Raw genomic sequence first — 22,449 nt, 5'->3', positions numbered from 1 at the left:
TTGCGACAGTCTGTCCGGCGCGACTTACCAGCGCTTCGTCTTGATGTTGTGCACGTGGGCGTGTTCGCCGGCGCTGATCGGCGCGACCACCTTGCCGATATCGACGCCGTACTTGAACACCGTGTCACCGACCGCCATGTCCTTGAGCGCCACCTTGTGACCGATGGGAATGTCCTGCTTGGCCGGGAAAGTCACGATCTCGTCGTCGTCCATGATCCATGCGTTGAGTTGCGTGCCCGCCTTGATGCCCTCGACGACCGCCACACCGACTGTGTCCTTCGCCTCGTGCAACACGATGTGAATCGTCTTGCGTTCGGGCGATGCGCCCGCTGCCGCGGTGCCCTTGATGTCTGCCGTGGGATTGCTCATTAGCGTCTCCGTTCGTGTATTGAATGCGGTGTCGTGCCGCCGGGGAAAGCGCAGCCAGATGCGCTGCTGTGAATCGATAGTAGGCGCCGCATCGATGGATGTCAACTAGGTCATCTATATGTGTTAGATGAGTGTTTTCCAGTAGTGTCGAGATAATCCATCTCATCTAGATGGACTAGATGAGTTTGTCGTTTAAAATCCAGGCAGGTTTAACCTTCGCGAGCGGCGTCGCGCGACTCGCGTATTTCAGAGGTTGTCATGAGCACGCTCGCCATCAATCCGCCCGCGCTGGGCGGCACGCGCTACAAAGAGGTCAAGAGCGCGATTCTCGCCGCGCTCTCGGCAGGCGAATGGAAAGGCGGCGAATGCATTCCTTCGGAGAAGCGGCTCGCCGAGCGCTTCGGCGTGTCCATCGGCACGCTGCGCAAAGCGATCGACGAATTGTGCGCCGAGAACATTCTGATCCGTCACCAGGGCCTGGGCACGTTTGTGTCCATGCATCAGCGCGACCGGCATTTTTTCCGTTTCTTCAGGATCGTGCGGCGCGATGGCGACAAGGCCTATCCCGTCGTCACGCTGGTCGATTTCAAAAAGGCCCGCGCCTCGCGCGACGTAGCGGCCGCGCTCGGCGTGGAAACCGGCGCGCGCGTGTTCCAGTTCGTCAACGGCCTGGCGCTGCATGGCAAAACGGTGCTGATCGAACATATCACCGTACCGGAGGCCCATTTTCCGGGCCTCACCGAAACGAAACTGCGCAACCGGCCGAACACGCTGTACAACTTCTATCAGGACGGCTTCGGCATCAACGTGGTCGAAACCGATGAACGCGTGAGCGTGGGTCTCGCGAGCGAACTGGAGAGCGCGCAACTCGGCGTCGAGGTCGGCGCGCCGTTGCTGGAGATCCGGCGTATCGCCTACTCGTATCACCGCAGCGTGGTCGAGCTGCGCGTTTCACGGGTCAATACCGAAGAGTACGAGTACATCGGCAACCGGCCGGGCGGCAACGAAGAGAAGTAGCCGCGGAACGCGCTTGCGACGTCAGATTGGCGTCAATACCGGCTCGCCCGCAAAATGCCGCCGGGCGTTGCTCAGAAAGTTGTCGACCGAGGCGGTGATCGCTTCCGGCGAGCGGCCGCCCACGTGCGGCGTCAACACCACGTTGCGCAGTGCCAGCAAAGCCCCCGGTGGATTCGGCTCGCCCTCGTAGACGTCGAGCGCGGCGCCGGCAATCGTGCCGGCTGTAAGCGCGTGGGCGAGCGCCGCCGTGTCGAGCACGCTGCCGCGCGAGACGTTGACCACGAAGCCGTGCGGACCGAGCGCCTCGAACACCGCCTCGTCGATCAGATGACGCGTGCCCGCACCGCCCGGCGTCGCGACGATCAAAAAGTCGCTCCACCACGCGAGCCCTTTCACGCTGTCGAAGTACTGATGTGGCGAGCCTTCACGCGGCTTACGGTTGTGATAACCGATTTCCATCTCGAAGCCCGCGCCGCGGCGCGCGACCTTCTCGCCGATATTGCCGAGCCCGACAATGCCGAGGCGCTTGCCGGAGACGTTCGGGCGCATCGGCAAGGTGTCGCGCCAGACGCCCGCGCGTGTGGCCTGATCGAGTTGCGGCACGTCGCGCACCACCGCGAGCAGCAAGGCGAATGCATGATCGGCCACGCAATGATCGTTGGTGCCCGCGCCGTTGACGAGCACGATACCGCGCGAGCGGGCGTGGTCGACGGCGAGGTTTTCATAGCCCGCGCCCAGCGCACTGAGCAGTTCGAGCTGCGGCATGCGGTCGATGTCCGCGGCGGCGAGCCCGGTCGTGCCGTTGGTCAGCACGGCGCGAATCGTCTTGCCGTGCGCGTCGAGCGCGGCGGCTCGTTCGGCGGCATCGGGCGCGTAGACCACTTCGAACGCCGCCTCGATCTTGGCGCGGCTTGCATCGTTGAGGTGGATCAGAACTAGCAGGGATGGCTTCATGGCGGCGCTTTTTCTTGGCAACGTGGATGGACCGGACAAGTTTCAGGCCAGTGTAACAAGGCTCCAGGACGCTTGCCGGCAAGCGTCCCGAGAGCTGAATGCCCCGGCGGGTGCACCTCAAGTCGATTGGAAGGCCGCCGTTATCTTGTTAGACGCCCTGACGCAAAAATGATGCGTAACGGGTCTTTCTTTTCAGCCACAGCCCAACCCGTCTTAAAATGGCGGCACTTCCGATCCTGAGAACCTCATGCTGGACATCCTCCCGCGCGGCCCTGCGCCCGCCAACGACGATTCCGAGATGTTCGAACTCGCGCCCGTCTCGCTCTGGCTCGAAGACTTCAGCGGCGTGCGCAGCTTGTTCGAAGCATGGCGGGCAGACGGCGTGACCGATCTGCGCGCGCATTTCGCCGCCAACCCGGGCTGTGTCGCGCAATGCGCGCACAGCATCCGCGTCATCAAGGTGAATCAGAAGACGCTGACGCAATTCGAGGCCGCCGATTTCGAGGCGCTCACCGGCAATCTCGCCTCGGTATTCCGCGACGACATGCTCAAGACCCACCTCGAAGAGTTATGCCAGTTGTGGGCCGGGCAATCGCAGTTCACCAGCCAGACGGTCAACTACACGCTCGGCGGGCGGCGCCTCGACGTGCTGCTCAAGGGCGCCGTGCTGCCCGGCCACGAGGCGCGCTGGGACCGCGTGCTGGTGTCGGTCGAAGACATTACGGAACTGGAAGGCGCGCGGCATCGCGTGACGCTTGCCGAGCAGTATGTGCGCGGCCTGTTCGAGTATTCGCCGGTGTCGCTCTGGGTGGAGGATTTCAGCGCGGTCAAGCGTCTGCTCGACGAAGCGCGCGCGGCCGGCATCAACGATTTCCGCGTGTTCACGGACGTGCATCCCGAGTTCGTCGAACGCTGCATGCAGGAAATCCATGTGCTCGACGTGAATCAGCACACGCTCGACATGTTCGCGGCGAAAGACAAGAAAACGCTGCTCGCGCGTCTCGCCGACGTGTTCCGTGATGACATGCGTCCGCATTTCCGCGAGCAACTGGTCGATCTGTGGGACGGCAAGCTGTTCCAGCAGCGCGAAGTGCTCAACTATTCGCTCGACGGCAGCGAGGTGCACGTGCACCTGCAGTTCTCCGTCCTGCCGGGCCATGAGAAGACCTGGGATCTGGTGCTGGTGGCGCTCACTGACATCACGGCGCGCAAGAAAGCCGAAGCCTATCTCGAGTTCCTCGGCAAGCACGACGTGCTGACCAAACTGCGCAACCGCTCTTTCTACGTGGACGAACTGAACCGGCTCGAACGCAAGGGCCCGTGGCCCGTGACGATCATCATGGCCGATCTGAACGGTTTGAAACGCGTGAACGATCAGCTCGGCCACGCTGCGGGCGACGCGCTTTTGCGGCGCGCCGGCGAGGTGCTGGCCAAGGCGACTGAGACGCCGTTTCACGCGGCGCGCATCGGCGGCGACGAGTTCGCGATCCTGATGCCGGACACCGACGAGCGCGGCGGCGCCGCGATGGTCGATGCGATCAGGCAACTGGTGGAGTTAAACAATCAGTTCTATCCGGGCTCGCCGCTCAGCTTCTCGATGGGCGCGGCCACCTGCCAGCGCGGCGACCGGCTCGAAGCAGGCGTGCAGCGCGCCGATCTGCTGATGTACGAGGAAAAGCGCGCGACCTACGCGAATCAGCCGGCTGCGAACGCGTCCGACGCGGCAGGCGGCTGACAAGCGCACGCGCCGGATCGCGGCGCGGCGCCGGCGCTGCGTCGGCGTGATAACCGCCATATTCCGCGTTGCAGTGGCAGCAAACGGGAAGGCCGTGCGACCGGCCGCGCCGTCAGCGGCTCGTTCAGCCCGGCAATTTGGCCGCCAGCACGTCGACCTTTTCGATAGTGGGCGGCGAGGCGAACAGTTCGCCGGCCTTCGCCATCAACGCGGCCGCCACCTTGCCGTTCAGGTGCGCGTCACGGCCGCTTTCATCCGGAAAGGCGTCGAAGATACCGAACGTGGACGGCCCGAGCTTCAAACCGAACCACGCGACGGTGCCCGGCTCCTCCTCGACGAGCGGCAAGCCGCCAAGCAGAAACGCTTCGACCTCTTTTTCCTTGCCGGGCTTGGCTTCGAGACGAACGTACAGTGCGAGTTTGACCATGACAGAACTCCAGTTGTGAGATTCGAGCAATCGGTGTGCTTTGCAAAGCTTCGCCAGGCGTGACGAAACTTGCGGGACCGCCAGGCGATCGGAAAAGTATAGTCCGCTGCCCGTGCAGCGTCGCCACACGTGACTCGCGCCGGCCTCCGCACTCGCTAGTTTGCGCTGGCGCAGCATCCCGCGCATCGGACGCCGGCGGCCCGCCACGCGTCCGCTATACTCGCCGACCCTGAAGTTATCCGCGGCCCGCCGCGGTCTGGAAAGAAAATCATGTCGACAATTCCCGCCTGCCCGCAGTGCGCGATGGAAAACACCTACCCGGACGGCGACAACTACGTCTGCCCCGATTGCGCGCATGAATGGCCGGCGAACGCCGCCGTGTCCGCCGACGACGCCGACGAGCCCGTGGTCAAGGACGCCAACGGCAACCCGCTGGCCGATGGCGATGCCGTCGTACTGATCAAGGACCTGAAAGTGAAAGGCTCGTCGATCACGCTGAAAATGGGCACCAAGGTGAAGAGCATTCGCCTTGTCGGCGGCGATCATGAAGTGGACTGCAAGATGGACGCCGGCAACTTCATGTTGAAGGCCGCGTATCTGAGGAAGGTCTGAGTCTGAAACAACGGCGCTGGCCGGCACGGGCAGCACTCACGAGGAGCGACAGCCATGCTTTCCCACGTTTTCATCGGCATCAGTGATTTCGAGCGTGCCTGCGGCTTTTACGACGTGCTGATGGATACGCTCGATCTGCGGCTCAAGTTCCGCGATCCCGACGCATGCTGGTCCGGCTGGATGGCGGCGGATGCGCCGCGCCCGCTGTTCGTGATCGGCAAGCCTTACGACGGCCAACCAGCGTCGGCCGGCAACGGTCAGATGATCGCCCTGCTCGCCGCCGACCGCGCCACGGTCGATCGCGCACACGCCGCGGCGCTCGCTCACGGCGGCACGTGCGAGGGGCCGCCGGGTTTGCGTCCGCAGTATCACGCGAACTACTACGGCGCTTACTTTCGCGATCCGGACGGCAACAAGCTCTGCGTGTGCTGTCATGAGCCGCAGACCTCCACCGTTGCAACCGGTACTTAAGCGCCCGGAAAGCGCAACTCGAAACGCACCACGCCCGGCGCCGGACACACCACGCGCGCCGTGCCGCCATGCAGATGCATGATCGCCTTGACGATCGCGAGGCCCAGACCGCTCGATTCGGTGAACGCGCTGCGTGCCGCGTCTGCGCGATAAAAACGATCGAACAGACGGCCTAGTTGCTCGTCGGGAATCGGCGCGCCGTCGTTTTCGACCACCACGGTGGCGCCCGCTTCGTCTTGCGTGCCACGCAGACGCACCACCGTATCGCTCGCGCCGTAACGCACGGCATTGACGACCAGGTTGTTGATCGCGCGGCGGCACAGCATCGGATTGACCGATGCCACGCCTGCGGCCTCGACCACGAAGCGCATGCCGCGTTCATCGGCGAGACCTTCGAAATAGTCTGCGATCCTGACGAGTTCCTCGCGCAGATCGACCCGTTCACGCTCCACTGAAAGCGCCGCATGGTCAGCGTGCGCGAGAAACAGAATGTTTTCCGCGATATGGCTCAGGCGGCTCAGCTCCTCGAGATTCGATTCGAGCACCTGCTGATATTCGTCGGGCTCGCGGGTGCGGGCCAGCGTCACTTGCGTCTGCCCGATCAACGCGCCGACCGGTGTGCGGATCTCGTGCGCCAGATCGGCGGAGAACTGCGAGAGCCGTTGATAACCGTCGGCGAGACGGTCGAGCATGGCGTTGAACGCGTGCGTGAGCTGACGCAATTCGAGCGGCGCCGCCTCGCTGTCGAGCCGCACGGACAGGCTCGCGGGACTAATCTGCGCGGCGCGCGTGGCAATCTCGCGAACCGGACGCAACGCGCGGCGCAGCACGTACCAGGCGAGCAGCGTCGCGGCCAGCATGCCGATCAGCGTGGCCAGCACGATGCGGTTGCGGTACGCAGCCAGCATGCGCACTTCCTCCGTCATCGGGTGGCCGGCGATCACTTCGACTTCGGTGCCGTCCTCGCGCGCTTTGGCGGTGGCGATCGCCCAATGCACCGGCACACCGTTGCCCAGCTGTGTCTGGCGAATGTCGGCAACGGTCGGCAAGCGGTCCTCAACACCGGCTTGCAGCGCGGGCACCGCCACGCCCGCCGGGTTCACGTCGATGAACGGCGCCTCGCCCGGACGGCGAAACAGCAGCACGTCCTGTTCCGCGCCGAGCATGGTCTCGAACAGCAACGGCCGACTCTTCAATTCGCTCACTGAATAGAGATCGCGCACGATGCGGCTGAAGTGCTCGACGCGGGCGGTCAGCACCACGTCCGCGCGGCGTTGCAACGACACTTCCGCGGAGTGATAGAAATACGCGCCGAGCGTGCCGATGACCACGCACGCGATTGCCGCGAACAGCACCGTGGTGCGAGCCGTGAGCGAGCGCCCGGACCAGAATTTCATGAGCCGTCGCCGAACGTGTAGCCGATGCTGCGCACCGTATGAATCAGCTTCTTTTCGAACGGATGGTCGATCTTGGCACGCAGCCGCTTGATGGCCACGTCGACCACGTTCGTGTCGCTGTCGAAATTCATGTCCCACACTTCGGAGGCGATTTGCGTGCGCGACAGCGCTTCGCCCTGGCGGCGCACCAGCAGATGCAACAGCATGAATTCCTTGTTGGTGAGCGGAATCTCCACGCCTTCACGCGTCACCTTGCGGCGCAGCACGTCGAGCTTGAGGTCGGCGATTTCGAATACGTCGCTTTCGCGGATCACGCCGCGGCGCAGCAGTGTGCGGATACGCAGCACCAGCTCCGTAAATGAAAACGGCTTGACGAGATAATCGTCCGCACCGAGCTCGAGGCCGCGAATACGGTCGCTGACGTGATCGCGCGCGGTCAGGAAAATCACCGGCAGATCGCGCCGCGCGCGCAGCGCGCGCATGATTTCCCAACCGTCGATACCGGGCAGCATCACGTCCAGTACCACGAGGTCGTACGCATTTTCGAGCGCCATGTGCAGGCCGTCCGTGCCGGTGCGCGCGAGATCGACCGCATAGCCGCTCTCGCGCAAACCTTTCTTCAGGTAGTCGCCGGTTTTCGGATCGTCTTCGATGACGAGGATGCTCATGATGCTCGGTGCTCCGATTCGGACGTCCGCTCAGCGGTTCGTTCTGGCACTCGCTGAAACGCTGAAATGCTGGACGTGGATATGCCGGCCATTTTACGTGGCTGCCGCTCGCCATTCATGACGTTTTTGTCATCCGCCTGTCACTCGCCGGAGCCGGTCCCGGGTCTAATCTGCCCCCATCCGTCACCACCTGGAGCTGATTCATGAAGATCGTTTCCGCGCACGCGTTGCGCGCCTTCGCCGCCCCCGCGCTCGTTGCCGCTGCTCTGCTCGCCGCCGGGCCGGCTGCCCAAGCCCAGAACGCCATGCCTACCGGCGTGCGCGGCACGGTGACGTCGCTGTCGGGCGATCTGCTCAAGGTCCACACGCGCGACGGCAAGGATGTCGACGTGAAGCTCGCCAAGGACACGCCGATTCGCGGCGTCGTGCTCGCCAATGTGAACGACATCAAGCCGGACAGCTATGTCGGCACCGCCGCGATCCCGCAAGCGGACGGCACGCTGAAGGCGCTCGAAGTGCACGTGTTCCCGGCCAGCATGCGCGGCTCGGGCGAAGGCCACCGTCCGTGGGATCTCGGCGGCAACAGCTCGATGACCAACGGCACCGTGGGTTCGCTCGTGGTCAGCAACGGCCGCACGATCACCGTGAAGTACAAGGACGGTGAAAAGAAAATCGTGATTCCGCAAGACGTGCCTATCGTCGCGCTGGAACCGGGTGACCGTTCGCTGCTGGTGCCGGGCGCGAAAGTCGTGCTGTTTGCCCACAAGGAAGCCGACGGCTCGATGGCCGCCAACTTCATCTCCGCAGGCGAGCATGGTGTGACGCCGCCGATGTAATACGGCGTTGCCAGCTTTGCTGTTTGCTTGAACAGCCGCGTTCTTCAATGGCGCGGCTTTCCACTTCCTGTTCGCCTCGCGACCCTTGCACCATGCCCGAACCGCAAACGCGCCTGCTCGTTCACCCGCTCGTCGTGCGAATCACGCACTGGATCAACGCATTCGCGATGGTCTGCATGGTGATGAGCGGCTGGGCCATCTATAACGCGTCGCCGTTTTTCCCGTTCAGATTTCCGGTGTGGGCGACCGTCGGCGGATGGCTGGGCGGCTCGATCGCGTGGCATTTCGCGGCGATGTGGCTGCTCTGCGCGAATGGGCTGCTGTATCTTGCGTATGGCGTCGGCCGCGGGCATTTCCGGCGCAAGCTGCTGCCGGTTCATCCGCGCGACGTGGTGCATGATGCGAGCCTCGCGCTACGCTTCAAGCTTCCGCACGATACCGGCAGATATAACGCGGTGCAACGTGCGCTATATCTGCTCGTGTTATGTCTTGGCGTGTTGCTGGTGGCGTCGGGCCTGTCCATCTGGAAGCCGGTGCAATTCTCCTGGCTCACCGCCCTATTCGGCGGCTTCGACTTCGCTCGACGCGTGCATTTCATCGCGATGGCAGGCGTAGTCGGTTTCGTGGTCGTGCATCTGGCGCTGGTGCTGCTCGTGCCGCGCACGTTGCTGCCGATGCTGACAGGGCGCGCACGGCATTCGACGCATGAAAGGAGCCAGGCATGAGCGCATCGAAACCCAACGACGACGCGCGCCGCTCCCGCATCGTACTTGCCGATCATCAGCCGCAAATCGAACGGCTGCAACGACGCCTGTTCCTGCGCTCGTCGCTCTCCATCGGCGCATTGGCAATGCTCTCGGGCTGCAACATGCAGGACGGCGATTCGGTCGACAAGGTGTTGTGGGCCATGTCGCGCTGGAACGATCGCGTGCAGGCGTGGCTGTTCGACCGCAACAAGCTCGCACCGACCTATTCGGCGCGCGAAATCACCGACCCGTTCCCGTTCAATGCGTTTTATCCGGAGTTCGACGCGCCGGACATCGACGGCTCGACGTATCAACTGGAAGTGTCGGGGCTCGTGTCGGACAAGCGCAGCTGGAATCTCGATCAGCTGCGCGCATTGCCGCAGGCTTCGCAGATCACGCGCCACATCTGCATTGAAGGATGGAGCGCGATCGGACAATGGCGCGGCGTGCCGTTTCGCACGTTTCTGGAGCGCATCGGCGCCGATCTGAACGCGCGCTATGTCGGCTTCAAATGCGCGGACCGCTATTACTCCAGCCTCGATATGGCAACGGCCTTGCATCCACAGACGCAGCTCACGCTCGACTTCCGCAACGAGCCGCTGCCGGCCAAGTACGGCTACCCGCTGAAGCTGCGCGTGCCGACCAAGCTCGGCTTCAAGAATCCCAAGCACATCGCGGCGATCTTCGTGACCAACACGAATCCCGGCGGCTATTGGGAAGACCAGGGGTACAACTGGTTTAGCGGCTTGTAACCTGTAGCGCGGCCCGCTCGCCCGATCACACTGCGGTGACGTAACGCGCCACCGGTTTGACCACGCGCGGCGGCGGCGCATCGTAGACGGCGCGCATGCGCTTCACTTCGTCGACCGGACTCAGCCCGAACAGACGCTTGAACTCGCGGCTGAATTGCGACGCGCTTTCATAACCGACGCGCGCAGCGGCCGCGCCCGCATTCAACCCATCCTGCACCATCAACAAACGCGCGTGATGCAAGCGCGTGGTCTTCACGTATTGCATCGGCGAAGTGGCCGTGACGGCTTTGAACTGCGCATGAAACACGGCGAGGCTCATGCCCGCTTCGGACGCAAGCGTATCGACGTCCAGTACGCCGTGGTAATCGGCATGAATTCGCCGCAGCGCTTTGGCAATGCGGCCGAAATGATTCTGATGCGTGAGCGCCGCGCGAATCGCGTCGCCCTGCTCGCCAGTCAGCACGCGATAGCAGATTTCGCGCACCACGCCGGGCGCGAGAATGCGCGCGTCGAGCGGCGACGCCAGCGCGTCCATCAGACGTTGCACCGCATTGCATAGCGCCGGGTCGAGCGGCGTCGAATAGATGCCGACGGGTTCGTGCTGCGCGGCGCCGTGCGTTTCATTCAGCGCCATCAACAATTCGGCCACCATGGTCAGATCGACGCGCACCGAGATGGCGAGGAACGGCTCTTCCGGGCTCGCCTCGGTCTCGCATTCGAATGGCAAGGGCACTGAGAGGACCAGGTACTGCTGTGCGTCGTACTGGAACACCTGATCGCCAAGAAAGCCGCGCTTGCGGCCCTGGCAGACGATCACGATGCTCGGCTCGTACATAACCGGCATACGCGGCATGGGACTATTCGCGCGCATCAGGTTGACGCCTTCGAGACTCGTGCGCGTGAGGCCCGGGGTGGGTGCGAGCGCATCGAATAATTCGACCACACGCTGCTGGGCGGGATCGACCGAGACGGGTTCAACGGAACGGGTTGACATGACGGTATAGTGACGTGCGAGAGAATAATGCTTGAAATTTATCACCAAACGACCTATCGCGCTCCTCACCAGGAGTTTTAGGCAAATCTTCAAGACATTCAGGTATTCCCGGGCTCCCTCCTCGCTCCTATCATGGGAACCCTGCCGGATCATCCTTTTCCGCGCTGCGCCGGGCTCGGTTGCCAATTCCAGTTTGACGAATTTGCCAGCCACCGCCCGCGCCGTGATCCCGGTTCATAACGAGGTTGGCCACATCGGCGATTCGCGTCGCCTATCGCTGGCGCCTTGCGACTTCACCCTCTTTGCTGGAGCTACCCATGAGCACGACTTATGCCTATGCAGCGACCGACGCTACCGCGCCGCTCGCCCCGTTCGAAATCCAGCGCCGCGAACTGCGCGCCCATGACGTGCAGATGGAAGTTCTGTTTTGCGGTGTGTGCCATTCCGATTTGCATCAGGCACGCAACGAATGGAAGAACACGGTGTTTCCGGTTGTGCCGGGCCATGAAATCGTCGGCCGCGTGACCGCGGTCGGGCCGAACGTGACGAAATACAAGGCGGGCGATGTGGTCGGCGTCGGCTGTCTGGTCGATTCGTGCCGCACGTGTGCGAGTTGCAAGGAAGATCTCGAACAGTATTGCGAGAACGGTTTTGTCGGCACGTATAACGGTGTCGACCGGGTTGACGGTCAGATCACTTACGGTGGCTATTCCACGCAGCTCGTCGTGGATGAAGCGTTCACGCTGCGTGTGCCGGAGAATCTCGATCCTGCTGGTGTGGCGCCGTTGCTGTGCGCGGGTATCACGACGTATTCGCCGCTGCGAACCTGGGGTGCCGGTCCTGGCAAGAAGGTCGGCATTGTTGGCCTTGGCGGGCTCGGGCATATGGGGGTGAAGCTCGCACGTGCGATGGGTGCGCATGTTGTGTTGTTCACTACGTCACCGTCGAAGATCGAAGATGCGAAGCGGTTGGGTGCGCATGAGGTGGTGATTTCGAAGAATGCCGAAGAAATGGAAGCACATTTGAATAGCTTCGATTTCATTCTGAATACCGTTGCTGCTCAGCATGATTTGAATCCGTTTTTGAATCTGCTCAAGCGGGATGGGACTATGACGCTGGTTGGTGCGCCGGAGCATGATCATCCGTCGCCGCAAGTGTTTAATCTGATTTTCAAGCGTCGCCGGCTGGCTGGGTCGCTGATTGGTGGGATTGCTGAGACGCAGGAGATGTTGGACTTCTGCGGCGAACACGGGATTACTTCTGATATTGAGGTGATTCCTATGCAGGGGATTAATGAGGCTTATGAACGGATGCTGAAGAGTGATGTTAAGTATCGGTTTGTGGTTGATTTGGATTCCTTGCGGAAGTGAGTCGGTTTTTTTAGGCTTGCGCCGTGGGTTTTTTTGGCCTGCGGCGTGGGTTTTTTTTGTAGTCGTTTTTTCTGACTGTGTGCTTTGGGGTGTTGGCCTTTCCTTGAAATCACGGTGGTCTATTAGTGTTGCCCCTGTGCGGGGCGGCACCTACTTTCTTTGCTTGCCGCAAAGAAAGTAGGCAAAGAAAGCGGCTTTACACCGCTAATTCTTAAGCGGGTCCCTCGCGCAGTCGCGGCAGTGGTGCATCTGGAATCTGTGCCCTCGCACACTCAGCCCCGGTGACAAGGCCGTCATTCTTCCGGCAGCGCTACGCGCGCCCCACGGTACTTCATTAACCCACCGGCCTTTTTCGGCGTGTCGCCGAGGCGAGGCCCCACCACCCACAAACGAAGTCATTTGTTTTAACCAGCCCCTTCGGCGAGCGCGGAGCGCGAGGCGGGAAGTATGACTGCCGTGTCACTGTGGCGGAATGTGCGAGACGACAGATTCCAGATGCACCAATGCCGTGACTGCGCGAGGGACCCGCTTAAGAATTAGCGGTGTGAAGCCGCTTTCTTTGCCTACTTTCTTTGCGGCGGCAAAGAAAGTAGGTGCCGCCCCGCACAGGGGCAACGCTAATAGACCACCGTGATTTCAAGGAAAGGCCAACACAAAAAAAGACCACAATCCGCCGCGCAGGCAACAGCAATAGCAATAGCAAGACAAAACCCTAAACCCTCGACTGGAGCATGAACCGTGATTGACAGAATAACTGCAATGCGCACATTCATCCGAATCGTGGACACCAACAGCTTCACCCGCGCAGCGGAATCCTTGAACATTCCCCGCGCCACGGCGACCACCATCGTTCAGAATCTGGAAGCGCTATTAGGCACCGTCCTCCTCGCCCGCACAACGCGGCGCCTAAGCGTCACGCCCGAAGGCGCGGCCTACTACGAACGCTGCGCGCAAATCCTCGCCGACATCGACGAAATGGAAGCCAGCATCCGTCACGCCACGGATAACCTGACCGGCCGTCTGCGCATCGAGATGCCAGGGGCCGTGGCCAGCGCCATCATCCTGCCGGCCCTGGACGACTTCCACACGCGCTACCCTAACCTCGATCTCGCCATCGGTATCAGCAACCGCACCGTCGATCTGATCACCGAAGCCATCGACTGCAGCATCCAGCTCGGCGAATTGCCGGATTCGAATCTGGTCGCGCGTCAACTCGGCACCCTCGAGCACGTGACCTGCGCGAGTCCGGCCTACCTGGCCCGCTACGGCACGCCCGCGGACCTCGACGATTTGCGTGGACACGTGGCCGTCAATTGCATGTCGCCGCATAACGGCCGCGAAGTGGACTTCGATTTCGAAGTGGACGGCGAAGCGCAAAACGTCAAGGTAAAAGGTTTCGTCAAGGTCAGCGACGAACAGGCCTATCTCACCTGCGGCCTGCAAGGCCTATGCTTGATCCAGCCCGCGCGGATCGCCGCGCAACCGTATCTCGACTCGGGACTATTGCGCGAAGTCATGCCGCAATGGAAGCCCGTGCCGATGCCGGTTTCGGTGGCCTACGTGAAGAATCGCCGCGTGTCGCCGCGCGTGCGCGCGTTCGTGGACTGGCTGGCGGAGTTGTTCGAGAAAGCGGAGCACGTCGATCAGGATCTCTCGCGTGTCCGTCAATTGCTGCGCGGCCTGCATCCCGCCTGAGGCGGGTTGCGGGCACGCAGGCAGCGCGGTAGAAAACCGCGTCAATTAGGTAACTTGACCGGCACCGGCCGCGTCAACAGATCAACATAGAAGTTAAAAAAGTTCGGATTGTCGAAGCGTTTCACCACCGTCATCTTCTGCAATCCCGCCGGCGGCGAACTCGTATAACCGGTAGCCTTGCCGTCATTCGCACCGAAGCTCATATCCACGTCCACCCACTCGTCCACGGTCTGCGTGGCGAACGAAGGATGCATCAGATACGCCAGCGTCAACGTGTCCCAGATGTTCGTCGTGTAGTTCGGGTTGGTCTCGAAGCCATTCTTGCCGTCGAAACCATAACCATTTAACGTCTTGAACAATTGCGTGATGATGGTCTGCTTCGTCGGGTCGTGCGCGACACGATCGTACAACGCCTTGTCCATCTTCACGGTGTCCGTCACATCGAGCGGAACCACCACCTGTTTGATCGGCAGACGCAACACGGCCTTCGCCGCTTCCGGATCGAACCACCAATTGAACTCGGCTGTCGGCGTGGTGTTGCCCGGCACGTCGATCGCACCGCCCATGTAAATGATCTGCTTGATTAGCGGCACGATCTCGGGATGTTGACGCGTAGCGAGCGCAATGTTGGTCAGCGGGCCGATCGCGAGAATCGTCACCTCGCCGGGATACTGCTTCACCGAGTCGACGATGAAATCCACCGCGCTCTTGCTCTGCACCTTGGTGTGGGTCGCAAAACCGTCGGGCGGCGCAACGAGATCGCTATCGGATTTCGGCTCGGGTGTATTCCATGCGCCGAGATAACCGTCGCCGCCGGGGAATTGCTTCTGCTCGGCCTGAATGGCGGCGAAGTCGTGAGACAGAGCGTAATTGGCGCCGGCATACACGCCGATCTGATTCTCAACGCCCAGACGTTCAACCGATTTCAACGCATCCGCTACGCCCTGCTTCAGCCATTGATTGCCGGAGACCACCGTAATGCCGAGCACTTTCAATGAGCCTTGCGCCTGCAATTGCGCGGCCATGACGCCGAGCTGGCCATCGTCGCTCAGCGTGTTGTAGTCGCTGTCGATGATCACCTTCGGCGGGTTCTGCGCATTGATCTCGCTACCACCACACGCCGAGAGCGCCGTGACGGTCGCCACGCTTGCCACACACGTCAATGCCACGAGAAGTCGCTTCACTGATGTCTCCTTTTTTATAGCGCTGTGCCGCGCGAAGGAGGCTCATCATAGACGTAATCCAGATGAAATCAAATCGTCATGTCGAATGGATAATTCACGGAATCAGTTTGCGGCGAATGGTGGAACGCATGCGCGTCGAATGACGCGCATGGCGATTGAATGACGAAGCGCGCCTACGGCTGATGAGCCTGCTGTGCTGAACCCGGACACGCCGGATCCTTGCCCCAATGACCGTCACACACGCGCCAGCGGCACAACTGATCTTCGAAGAAGCCGCGCTGCCCGCACTCTTTCACGCGCTCGGCCAGCTTGGCATTGCCAGGCGCAGCCGATGCACTGACCTTGGTCGCCGCGTTACCGCCTGCCGCGGGTTTCGCATCCGCGGGTTTGGTCCGCGCAACGAGCGCAGCCAATAGATCGGCATCCGAATCATCTTTCGAAGCATTACCGCTCGCGCGCGTCTTCTTCGACTGAGCGACCTCGGTCGGCGCGCTCGCATGGCGATTGCTGGCCGTGGCGCTTTCCTTCTTGCCGTGGACCGCGCTCTCGTGCTTGTCCTTGCTGGCCACAGCCGTTGCGCTTTTGCCATGCTTCGCCGCCGGCACCGTGGCCGCGGAAGCAGCCGTTGCGGCTGCAACCGGCGCGGGTGCGCTGCTCGACTCCGCGCCGTCGGCGAGCGCGCGCGACAGCCGGCTGCCGTCGCTGGCGGGCGCCGTAGCGGACGCCGCAGCGGCTTTGCTGTCGCTATCGTCGGCAACGATCGTCGCCGCTTGCGAGGAAGCGGGAGCCGGCGCCTCAGCTTTGGCGACGACCTGTGGCGCGGCGCTCGCGGCAACCGCCGCCGCGGCAGTCTTCTCTCCGCTGGCCGGCGCGGCCGCTGCCAGCGACTCGCTCTGCGTACGCTGCTGCATATGCCAGGCACCCCAGCCGCCGGCTGCGATTACGAGCAAGGCGACCAATAGAAGCGGCGCTTTCGACCGGCGTGGTTTTTCCGTAGGCGGCGCAACGCGGCCTTCGAGGTTCGCAAGAATTCGCGAACCATTGCCATCAGAGCCTTTAGCCTTATCGGATAACAGGCTAGGCGGGGCTTTGGAATTCGAACTTTCCGGCGCACTCATTCACTGTCTCATTGAATCCTGGATTATTTCGCCGTGATAATACGTTCCGGCTCGTCTCCGAGCAGGCCTGATTCTAAGAGCAAGCATTACAAAATACAATTGTTTCCAATTTCCGGGGTCGCCTTTGATTGCCGTAGTACTTCTCGCCTATTTCGCCATCGCCGTCGTGATCGCTGCAATGCTGCTATTGCCGGCGGTACGCGCCTCTTTATTAGGTGCGGCGCTCACTATTCACGGCCGTGTTATGCGTGGAGCATCGCGCGGCGCTTCGCGCGCTCGCGGTCAATTAGCACGCTCGGCAAAAATTTCGCAATCGACGGCAGTCGATATGCAAAAGTTACTGGTAAAGCGGCGCTTGCTGATTTTTACCACGACAGGTATTCTTGCGACGCCTCCATTGGTGGCATTGGCTTTACGCGGCCGGCAATTATTCCAATTCGATGACACTGCACGGGTTCCGGACGAGAAAATTGCCGCGTTATTGAATGGCGAACAGCTCGTGCCCCCGCCGCCGTTGCCGCCGGAGGTATTCGCAACGCAGGAAGTCGAGCAGATCCGGCCCGCGCTTAAAGACGCGAGCCGCGATTGGAATTTGCTCGACGCCGATTTCAGAACGCGTTTATTGCTCGTGTACAAAATCATGCGCGAGCAATACGGGTATGAAATGGCTTTGCTGGAAGGTTATCGCAGTCCGGAGCGGCAAAACCGGCTGGCGCAAATGGGGGGCAACGTCACCAATGCCGCAGCGTTTCAAAGCTATCACCAATACGGTCTCGCCTCGGACAATGCCTTTTTGCGCGACGGCAAGCTCGTCATTTCAGAAAAAGATCCCTGGGCCATGCGAGGTTATCAGTTATACGGGCAGACAGCCGAACAGGTCGGTCTGACGTGGGGTGGCCGTTGGAAAATGATGGATCTCGGGCACGTCGAATACCACAAACCCGGCTTCGTCCTCGGGCGCGGTCATTAAGGCCGAATGGGTAAAAACCGGGTAATAAAGAGGTTGACATGGGGCGTTCAATCAATTTTTCTGGCAAAAAGCGGCAATGCCGCACGCATAACGGCATTGCTCCGCTCACTGTCGCCACGGCCGGCTATTGCCGATTTAACAATTCGGCCGCATTCGCTTTCGCCTGAATATGCTTTCGTTTTATTTCAAACGGCGTACGCGCGCCATGCTGCCTGCCACACCACGCGCCACAACACTCATCATCAAGACCTGAACGGCTTATGCGACGCATTCTCAACGTGTTGACCCACACACGCACGCTCTCGATCATCGGCCTGCTCGCGCTCGCTGCTGTCTTATTCATCGGCGCCGACACCTTGCAGATCGACCTGATGTGGCCGGCGATCGTGCTAGGCACCGTGATCGCGCTGTGGCTGCTGGTGTGGATCGTGCGCCGCCTGCGCGCGCGCCGCGCGAACCGCAAGCTCGGTGAGATGCTCGAGCAGCAGGCGGAGAAGCAGGCCGAAGCCGGTCCCGCGCCCACGCCCGCGCGCCAGGCCGAACTCGACGTGCTGCGCACGCGCCTCGTCGATGCGGTGAAGACCATCAAGACCTCGAAGATCGGCCAGGTCTCGGGCGGTTCGGCGCTGTACGAGTTGCCCTGGTACATCGTGATCGGCAACCCCGCTGCGGGCAAGAGCAGCGCGGTGCTGAATTCAGGCTTGCAGTTCCCCTTCGCCGACAAGAACAACGCGGTGATCCACGGCATTGGCGGCACGCGTAACTGCGACTGGTTCTTCACGACCGAAGGCATTCTGCTCGACACCGCGGGCCGCTATTCCGTGCATGAAGAAGACCGCACCGAATGGCTCGGCTTTCTCGGCCTGCTCAAACGTTTCAGGCCGAAGGCGCCGATCAACGGCATCATCGTCACCGCGAGCATTGCGGAACTGACCAACAGCAAGCCCGAATTCGCAATCAATCTCGCGAAGAACCTGCGCCAGCGCGTGCAGGAGTTGACCGAAAAGCTCGAAGTGTTCGCGCCGGTGTATGTGATGTTCACCAAGGCCGACCTGATTACCGGCTTCACCGAGTTCTTCAGCGGCAGCGAGCGCCACGAATACGACCGCGTATGGGGCGCCACCCTGCCCTACGAGCCGGATGAGAAGCGCGACGTGGTCGGCCTGTTCGACGAACACTTCGAAGAGCTGTACGACGGCCTGAAAGAAATCAGCGTCGCGCAGATGTCGATCAATCGCGGCAACAAGCTCTCGCCGGGTCAACTGAGCTTTCCGCTCGAATTTTCGACCATCAAGCCCGCGTTGCGCGCGTTTCTCGCCACGCTGTTCGAGACCAACCCGTTCCAGTACAAGCCGATTTTCCGCGGCTTCTATTTCACCAGCGCCTTGCAGGAAGGCGAAACCAACAGCGCCGCGGCCACGCGCATCGCCAACCGTTTCGGCCTGAGTTCCGATAGCCTGCCCAAGCCGCATAGCGCGTTTTCGAAGAACGGCTTCTTCCTGCGCGATCTGTTTTCGAAGGTGATCTTCGCCGACCGGCAAACGGTCAAACAATTCGCGAGCCCCGCCAAGACGCGCATGCGCTATGCGACCTTCTTCGGCTTCGTTGCGGTGCTCGCGTTGGCGCTCGGCGGCTGGACCTGGTCGACGGTCAACAACCAGCAGCTCACGGCGAACGTGCAGGCCGATCTCGACAATGTCGTGCGTTTGCAGCAGAACCGCAACGACCTGCAATCGCGCCTGCAGGCCATGGACGTGCTGGAGGACCGCATCGACCAGCTCGAACAGTTCCGCCGCGACCGGCCGCTCGCGGTGTCGCTCGGCCTGTATCAAGGCGATCGCCTCGAACAGCGCCTGCTCACCGAGTACTACAACGGCGTGCGTCAGATCCTGCTCGATCCGGTCTCGCAGAATCTCGCGTCGTTCCTGAAGGACGTCAACGCGCATCCCGATCAGCTCGCGCCGTTGAACCGCGCGCCGGACGCCGCTGCGATTCCGGTCTCCACGCATTCGGCCATGACAGCGAACAGCCAGGGCGGCCTGTATAGCGACGCCTCGCCGACCAACGTCGAAGACGCGTACAACGCGCTCAAGACCTACCTGATGCTGAGCGACAAGCGTCATGTGGAAACGGCTCACCTCACCGATCAGGTCGCCCGCTTCTGGCGCGGCTGGCTCGAAACGAATCGCGGCAACATGCCTCGTGACGAGATGATCCGCAGCGCAGAACGCATGATCACGTTCTACCTGTCGCGCGTTTCCGACGACGACTGGCCGATGATCGACCAGAACCTCGGCCTCGTCGATCAGACGCGTGAGAACCTGCGCCGCGTGGTGCGCGGCATGCCGGCCCGTCAGCGCGTCTACGAGGAAATCAAGGCGCGTGCGTCGACGCGTTTCGCGCCGATGACGATCGCGCGCATTGTCGGCGAAAACAATACGGCGCTGGTGGCGGGCAGCTATGCGATCCCCGGCACCTTCACGCGTGAGGCGTGGTTCCAGTACGTGCAACCCGCCATTCGCGACGCCGCCACGAAAGAGTTGCAGGCGAAGGACTGGGTGCTCAATACGTCCGCGCACGACGACCTGACGCTCGAAGGCAGCCCCGAGCAGATTCAGAAAGCGCTCGTCGCGATGTACAAGACCGAGTACGCGATGCACTGGCAGAAGTTCATGCAAGGCATTGCGGTGCAGAGTTTCGGCAGCTTCGGCCAGGCCGTGGACGCGATGAACCGTCTGGGCGATCCGCAGGACTCGCCGATCCGCAAGGTGCTTGAAACCGCGTACGACCAGACTTCATGGGACAACCCGTCGCTCTTCAACGCGAACCTGAAGCGCGCGCAAACGGGCGTGACGAGCTGGTTCAAGAACTGGTTCTCGCGTGCGCCGACCGGCCAGCTCAATGCGAACATCGACATCAACGGCAATCCGGTCGAAGTGCCGATGGGTCCGATCGGCCAGGAGTTCTCCGCGCTGGGCCGTATCGTCGTGAGCGGCGACAACGGTTCGATGCTCAAGGGCTATATGGACACGCTGTCGAAAGTCCGCACGCGCTTTAACGTGATCAAGAATCAGGGCGATCCGGGACCGGGCGCGCGCCAGTTGATGCAGCAGACGCTCGACGGCAGCGGCTCCGAACTCGCCGATTCGCTCAAGTACGTCGACGAACAGATGCTCACCGGCCTCACCGACTCGCAGCGCAAAGCCCTGCGTCCGCTGCTCGTGCGTCCGTTGATGGCGGCGTATGCGGTGGTGATCCAGCCGGCCAGCGTCGAAGTCAACAAGGTCTGGAATGCGCAGGTGTATCAGAGCTTCCAGGGCTCGCTCGCGAACAAGTATCCGTTTGCCAGCGACGCGAAGGTCGAAGCCGGCGCCGGCGAAATCGCCCAGGTGTTCGGCCCGGACGGCGCGATCGCCAAGTTCGTCGGCACCACGCTCGGGCCGCTCGCGGTGCGCCGTGGCGACACGCTGACAGCTCGCACGTGGGGCGATATGGGTCTCGCGCTCACGCCTGACTTCACCAACGGCTTCGCGCGCTGGGTAGCGCCGCTTGCGGGCGGCGCGGCCGGCGCAGCGGCCGGTCAAGGCTCGGCTGAACCGCAGACCGTGTTCCAGATCCTGCCGCAGCCGAGCAGCGGCACGACGGAATACACGCTGGCGATCGACGGTCAGCAGATGCGCTACCGCAATACACCGCCGCAGTGGACCAACTTTGTGTGGCCGAATCCGTCGGGTTCGCCGGGCGCGACACTGAGCGCCACGACCTTCGACGGCCGCACGCTGCAACTGGTCAACGAACCGGGCCGCTACGGTCTGGAGAAACTGATCAACTCGGCGCAACGCAAGCGTCGTCCGGACGGCACGTTCGATCTGTCGTGGACGCAAGGCAGCGTGACGGTGGCGGTCAGCATGCGCATCATCAGCACGTCGCAGGCGTCGAGCGCCAGCAGCGATGCGCCGCAACAGCAGAGCCTGCGCGGCTTGCGGCTGCCGTCCTCGGTGGCGGATGTGAGCGCGGCGGCCAATTCGGTCAACGCGACCGCCGCGGGTGCGCCGGGCTCCCTGCCCGCCGCCGCGCCGGCAATGCCCGCGGCACGGCCGGCTACGGCCGCCACCGCGGTTTCGAATACAGGGGGTGCGCAATGACGCAAACCGTGCAGGCGCAAATCGCCTACTTCGGCAAGATCCCGTCGCGCGGCGACTTCGTGAAGAGCGCGCATAACCCGCAATTGCTGGCCACGCTAGACCGCTGGATCGCCGAAGCAATGGAACTGCTCACCGACGATCCGCGCTGGAAGATCGTCTACGAAAACGCCAAGCCGATGCACTTCGCGTTCCTCGGCTCGCGCAGCAAGCTGGCGATCGCCGGGCATATGATGGCGAGCCACGATCAGTCGTCGCGGCGCTTTCCGTTTCTTGCCGCGACCGCGCTCGAAGTCGAAAAGCCGCTGACGTTCCTCGCGCACAGTCCGCTCGCCTTCGCGCGCCTCTGGTCGCGCGTCGCGGCGCAGATGAAGCCGCTACTCGGCGCCAGCGAACCGCCCGGCGCGCTGCAGGCGCTCGGCGAGACGCAGGTTCCCATCGAGATCGGCGCCGGTCCGGGCAATCCGCACGACGGCACCTTCAACGACTTCGTCGAACACCAGACACTCTCCGGGCTCGAACAGATGCTGCTCGCGAGCGGCCATCCGGTGCGTCTGCGTGGCGCGATGCTGGCGCTCGGCTCGCTGCTGCGTCCGGTGATGCAAAGCGGCTCCTCGCACCTTGAACGCGGACTGACCTTGCCGCTGCCGAACGATCCGTTCTACCGCAGCCTCGTTGCCGCGTTCTGGCTCGAACTGATTGCGCCGTTCGTCGCGCAGGCGGATTTCGAGCTGGCGATTTTCATCGGCACGATTGCCGAGCGCGAGCGGCTCATCATCGGCTTTAACGGCGCCTCGGCCAAGACGCTGCACAGCGTGGTCGATCCGCAGTCGTACGCGGCGCACAACATCGATATCGACGATCCCGAGTGGATCGACGAACACGCACAAAACGATCATGGCATCAGCAAGCTCGTCAGTTACCTCGATCAACCGCAACTGTCGCTGCGCGTCAGCATCGACACGTTCCGCGAAGCATTCACGGGAGCGTGA

The 22,449-nt window shown here is 62.2% G+C and carries 20 protein-coding genes; 12 read left to right on the top strand and 8 right to left on the bottom strand.

Annotated features, from left to right (window positions below):
- Positions 1-24 precede the first annotated feature (24 nt).
- The gene (locus B0G74_RS41010; protein WP_240975458.1) at positions 25-369 is read right to left on the bottom strand and encodes a UxaA family hydrolase; all 345 of its coding nucleotides are present in this window, start codon (positions 367-369) and stop codon (positions 25-27) included.
- Between the two features lie 258 nt (positions 370-627).
- On the opposite strand from B0G74_RS41010, the gene B0G74_RS41005 reads away from it, so the two are divergent.
- Entirely contained in the window at positions 628-1,386 is a 759-nt protein-coding gene (locus B0G74_RS41005; protein WP_132382974.1) for a GntR family transcriptional regulator, read from the top strand.
- A gap of 21 nt (positions 1,387-1,407) precedes the next feature.
- Here the strand turns inward: B0G74_RS41005 and B0G74_RS41000 are convergent, their stop codons facing one another.
- Positions 1,408-2,340: a 2-hydroxyacid dehydrogenase gene (locus B0G74_RS41000; protein WP_132382972.1), complete on the bottom strand. Its 933-nt coding sequence runs from the start codon at positions 2,338-2,340 to the stop codon at positions 1,408-1,410.
- A gap of 247 nt (positions 2,341-2,587) precedes the next feature.
- On the opposite strand from B0G74_RS41000, the gene B0G74_RS40995 reads away from it, so the two are divergent.
- Positions 2,588-4,075 (top strand): sensor domain-containing diguanylate cyclase, encoded by a 1,488-nt coding sequence (locus B0G74_RS40995; protein WP_132382970.1) that lies wholly within the window; start codon positions 2,588-2,590, stop codon positions 4,073-4,075.
- A gap of 124 nt (positions 4,076-4,199) precedes the next feature.
- Here the strand turns inward: B0G74_RS40995 and B0G74_RS40990 are convergent, their stop codons facing one another.
- Positions 4,200-4,502 carry an antibiotic biosynthesis monooxygenase gene (locus tag B0G74_RS40990; protein ID WP_132382968.1) on the bottom strand — a complete coding sequence of 101 codons (303 nt, stop codon included), beginning with the start codon at positions 4,500-4,502 and terminating at the stop codon, positions 4,200-4,202.
- Positions 4,503-4,772: 270 nt separating this feature from the next.
- On the opposite strand from B0G74_RS40990, the gene B0G74_RS40985 reads away from it, so the two are divergent.
- On the top strand, positions 4,773-5,114 hold the full coding sequence (locus B0G74_RS40985; protein ID WP_132382966.1) for a zinc ribbon domain-containing protein YjdM: 342 nt from the start codon (positions 4,773-4,775) through the stop codon (positions 5,112-5,114).
- A 54-nt stretch (positions 5,115-5,168) separates the two neighbouring features.
- Positions 5,169-5,585: a VOC family protein gene (locus B0G74_RS40980; protein WP_132382964.1), complete on the top strand. Its 417-nt coding sequence runs from the start codon at positions 5,169-5,171 to the stop codon at positions 5,583-5,585.
- Here the strand turns inward: B0G74_RS40980 and B0G74_RS40975 are convergent.
- Both B0G74_RS40975 and B0G74_RS40970 read right to left on the bottom strand, forming a co-directional pair.
- A complete protein-coding gene (locus B0G74_RS40975) occupies positions 5,582-6,982 on the bottom strand; it encodes a heavy metal sensor histidine kinase (RefSeq protein ID WP_132382962.1) in 1,401 nt (466 codons plus the stop codon). The two genes, B0G74_RS40980 and B0G74_RS40975, sit on opposite strands and share 4 nt — an antisense overlap.
- Complete coding sequence (locus tag B0G74_RS40970) at positions 6,979-7,650, bottom strand: heavy metal response regulator transcription factor (RefSeq protein ID WP_132382960.1); 672 nt, start codon at positions 7,648-7,650, stop codon at positions 6,979-6,981. The genes B0G74_RS40975 and B0G74_RS40970 overlap by 4 nt, the downstream gene beginning before the upstream one ends.
- A gap of 203 nt (positions 7,651-7,853) precedes the next feature.
- Between B0G74_RS40970 and B0G74_RS40965 the strand changes: the two genes are divergently transcribed.
- From B0G74_RS40965 to B0G74_RS40955, 3 genes are all read left to right on the top strand, one after another.
- On the top strand, positions 7,854-8,486 hold the full coding sequence (locus tag B0G74_RS40965; RefSeq protein ID WP_132382959.1) for a hypothetical protein: 633 nt from the start codon (positions 7,854-7,856) through the stop codon (positions 8,484-8,486).
- A gap of 92 nt (positions 8,487-8,578) precedes the next feature.
- Entirely contained in the window at positions 8,579-9,211 is a 633-nt protein-coding gene (locus tag B0G74_RS40960) for a cytochrome b/b6 domain-containing protein (protein WP_132382957.1), read from the top strand.
- Positions 9,208-9,984 (top strand): molybdopterin-dependent oxidoreductase, encoded by a 777-nt coding sequence (locus B0G74_RS40955; protein ID WP_132382956.1) that lies wholly within the window; start codon positions 9,208-9,210, stop codon positions 9,982-9,984. The genes B0G74_RS40960 and B0G74_RS40955 overlap by 4 nt, the downstream gene beginning before the upstream one ends.
- A gap of 25 nt (positions 9,985-10,009) precedes the next feature.
- Here the strand turns inward: B0G74_RS40955 and B0G74_RS40950 are convergent, their stop codons facing one another.
- Positions 10,010-10,978, bottom strand: coding sequence for an AraC family transcriptional regulator (locus B0G74_RS40950; protein WP_132382954.1), 969 nt, complete (start codon positions 10,976-10,978; stop codon positions 10,010-10,012).
- A 317-nt stretch (positions 10,979-11,295) separates the two neighbouring features.
- Here B0G74_RS40950 and B0G74_RS40945 point away from each other — a divergent pair, with 317 nt between their 5' ends.
- Both B0G74_RS40945 and B0G74_RS40930 read left to right on the top strand, forming a co-directional pair.
- On the top strand, positions 11,296-12,348 hold the full coding sequence (locus B0G74_RS40945) for an NAD(P)-dependent alcohol dehydrogenase (protein ID WP_132382952.1): 1,053 nt from the start codon (positions 11,296-11,298) through the stop codon (positions 12,346-12,348).
- A 738-nt stretch (positions 12,349-13,086) separates the two neighbouring features.
- The gene (locus tag B0G74_RS40930) at positions 13,087-14,043 is read left to right on the top strand and encodes a LysR family transcriptional regulator (protein ID WP_165924028.1); all 957 of its coding nucleotides are present in this window, start codon (positions 13,087-13,089) and stop codon (positions 14,041-14,043) included.
- Positions 14,044-14,084: 41 nt separating this feature from the next.
- On the opposite strand, the gene B0G74_RS40925 is transcribed toward B0G74_RS40930, so the two are convergent.
- Positions 14,085-15,227 carry a nucleoside hydrolase gene (locus B0G74_RS40925; RefSeq protein ID WP_132382948.1) on the bottom strand — a complete coding sequence of 381 codons (1,143 nt, stop codon included), beginning with the start codon at positions 15,225-15,227 and terminating at the stop codon, positions 14,085-14,087.
- 173 nt (positions 15,228-15,400) lie between these two features.
- Positions 15,401-16,345 (bottom strand): hypothetical protein, encoded by a 945-nt coding sequence (locus B0G74_RS40920; RefSeq protein ID WP_132382946.1) that lies wholly within the window; start codon positions 16,343-16,345, stop codon positions 15,401-15,403.
- Positions 16,346-16,469: 124 nt separating this feature from the next.
- Here B0G74_RS40920 and B0G74_RS40915 point away from each other — a divergent pair, with 124 nt between their 5' ends.
- The 3 genes from B0G74_RS40915 to tagF all read left to right on the top strand — a co-directional run bounded on the left by B0G74_RS40915 (position 16,470) and on the right by tagF (position 22,449).
- Positions 16,470-17,315, top strand: coding sequence for a M15 family metallopeptidase (locus B0G74_RS40915; RefSeq protein ID WP_132382944.1), 846 nt, complete (start codon positions 16,470-16,472; stop codon positions 17,313-17,315).
- Between the two features lie 260 nt (positions 17,316-17,575).
- On the top strand, positions 17,576-21,460 hold the full coding sequence (tssM, locus tag B0G74_RS40910; RefSeq protein ID WP_132382942.1) for a type VI secretion system membrane subunit TssM: 3,885 nt from the start codon (positions 17,576-17,578) through the stop codon (positions 21,458-21,460).
- On the top strand, positions 21,457-22,449 hold the full coding sequence (gene tagF, locus B0G74_RS40905) for a type VI secretion system-associated protein TagF (protein WP_132382940.1): 993 nt from the start codon (positions 21,457-21,459) through the stop codon (positions 22,447-22,449). Before tssM ends, tagF begins: the two co-directional genes overlap by 4 nt.

The organism is Paraburkholderia sp. BL9I2N2, assembly GCF_004339745.1.
GTDB lineage: Bacteria > Pseudomonadota > Gammaproteobacteria > Burkholderiales > Burkholderiaceae > Paraburkholderia.
Note: the sequence above shows the minus strand (reverse complement) of the source record. Positions and strands in the feature narration are given on the sequence as shown.

What these genes read in the sequence shown, in the direction of transcription:
- tssM (WP_132382942.1), top strand. Translation starts at nt 17,576, where the DNA reads ATGCGACGCATTCTCAACGTGTTGACCCACACACGCACGCTCTCGATC.
- B0G74_RS40920 (WP_132382946.1), bottom strand. Translation starts at nt 16,345, where the DNA reads ATGAGTGCGCCGGAAAGTTCGAATTCCAAAGCCCCGCCTAGCCTGTTA.
- B0G74_RS40950 (WP_132382954.1), bottom strand. Translation starts at nt 10,978, where the DNA reads ATGTCAACCCGTTCCGTTGAACCCGTCTCGGTCGATCCCGCCCAGCAG.
- B0G74_RS40955 (WP_132382956.1), top strand. Translation starts at nt 9,208, where the DNA reads ATGAGCGCATCGAAACCCAACGACGACGCGCGCCGCTCCCGCATCGTA.
- B0G74_RS40945 (WP_132382952.1), top strand. Translation starts at nt 11,296, where the DNA reads ATGAGCACGACTTATGCCTATGCAGCGACCGACGCTACCGCGCCGCTC.
- B0G74_RS40980 (WP_132382964.1), top strand. Translation starts at nt 5,169, where the DNA reads ATGCTTTCCCACGTTTTCATCGGCATCAGTGATTTCGAGCGTGCCTGC.
- B0G74_RS40985 (WP_132382966.1), top strand. Translation starts at nt 4,773, where the DNA reads ATGTCGACAATTCCCGCCTGCCCGCAGTGCGCGATGGAAAACACCTAC.
- B0G74_RS40960 (WP_132382957.1), top strand. Translation starts at nt 8,579, where the DNA reads ATGCCCGAACCGCAAACGCGCCTGCTCGTTCACCCGCTCGTCGTGCGA.
- B0G74_RS40990 (WP_132382968.1), bottom strand. Translation starts at nt 4,502, where the DNA reads ATGGTCAAACTCGCACTGTACGTTCGTCTCGAAGCCAAGCCCGGCAAG.
- B0G74_RS41000 (WP_132382972.1), bottom strand. Translation starts at nt 2,340, where the DNA reads ATGAAGCCATCCCTGCTAGTTCTGATCCACCTCAACGATGCAAGCCGC.
- B0G74_RS41005 (WP_132382974.1), top strand. Translation starts at nt 628, where the DNA reads ATGAGCACGCTCGCCATCAATCCGCCCGCGCTGGGCGGCACGCGCTAC.
- B0G74_RS40970 (WP_132382960.1), bottom strand. Translation starts at nt 7,650, where the DNA reads ATGAGCATCCTCGTCATCGAAGACGATCCGAAAACCGGCGACTACCTG.
- B0G74_RS40975 (WP_132382962.1), bottom strand. Translation starts at nt 6,982, where the DNA reads ATGAAATTCTGGTCCGGGCGCTCGCTCACGGCTCGCACCACGGTGCTG.
- B0G74_RS40965 (WP_132382959.1), top strand. Translation starts at nt 7,854, where the DNA reads ATGAAGATCGTTTCCGCGCACGCGTTGCGCGCCTTCGCCGCCCCCGCG.
- B0G74_RS41010 (WP_240975458.1), bottom strand. Translation starts at nt 369, where the DNA reads ATGAGCAATCCCACGGCAGACATCAAGGGCACCGCGGCAGCGGGCGCA.
- tagF (WP_132382940.1), top strand. Translation starts at nt 21,457, where the DNA reads ATGACGCAAACCGTGCAGGCGCAAATCGCCTACTTCGGCAAGATCCCG.
- B0G74_RS40995 (WP_132382970.1), top strand. Translation starts at nt 2,588, where the DNA reads ATGCTGGACATCCTCCCGCGCGGCCCTGCGCCCGCCAACGACGATTCC.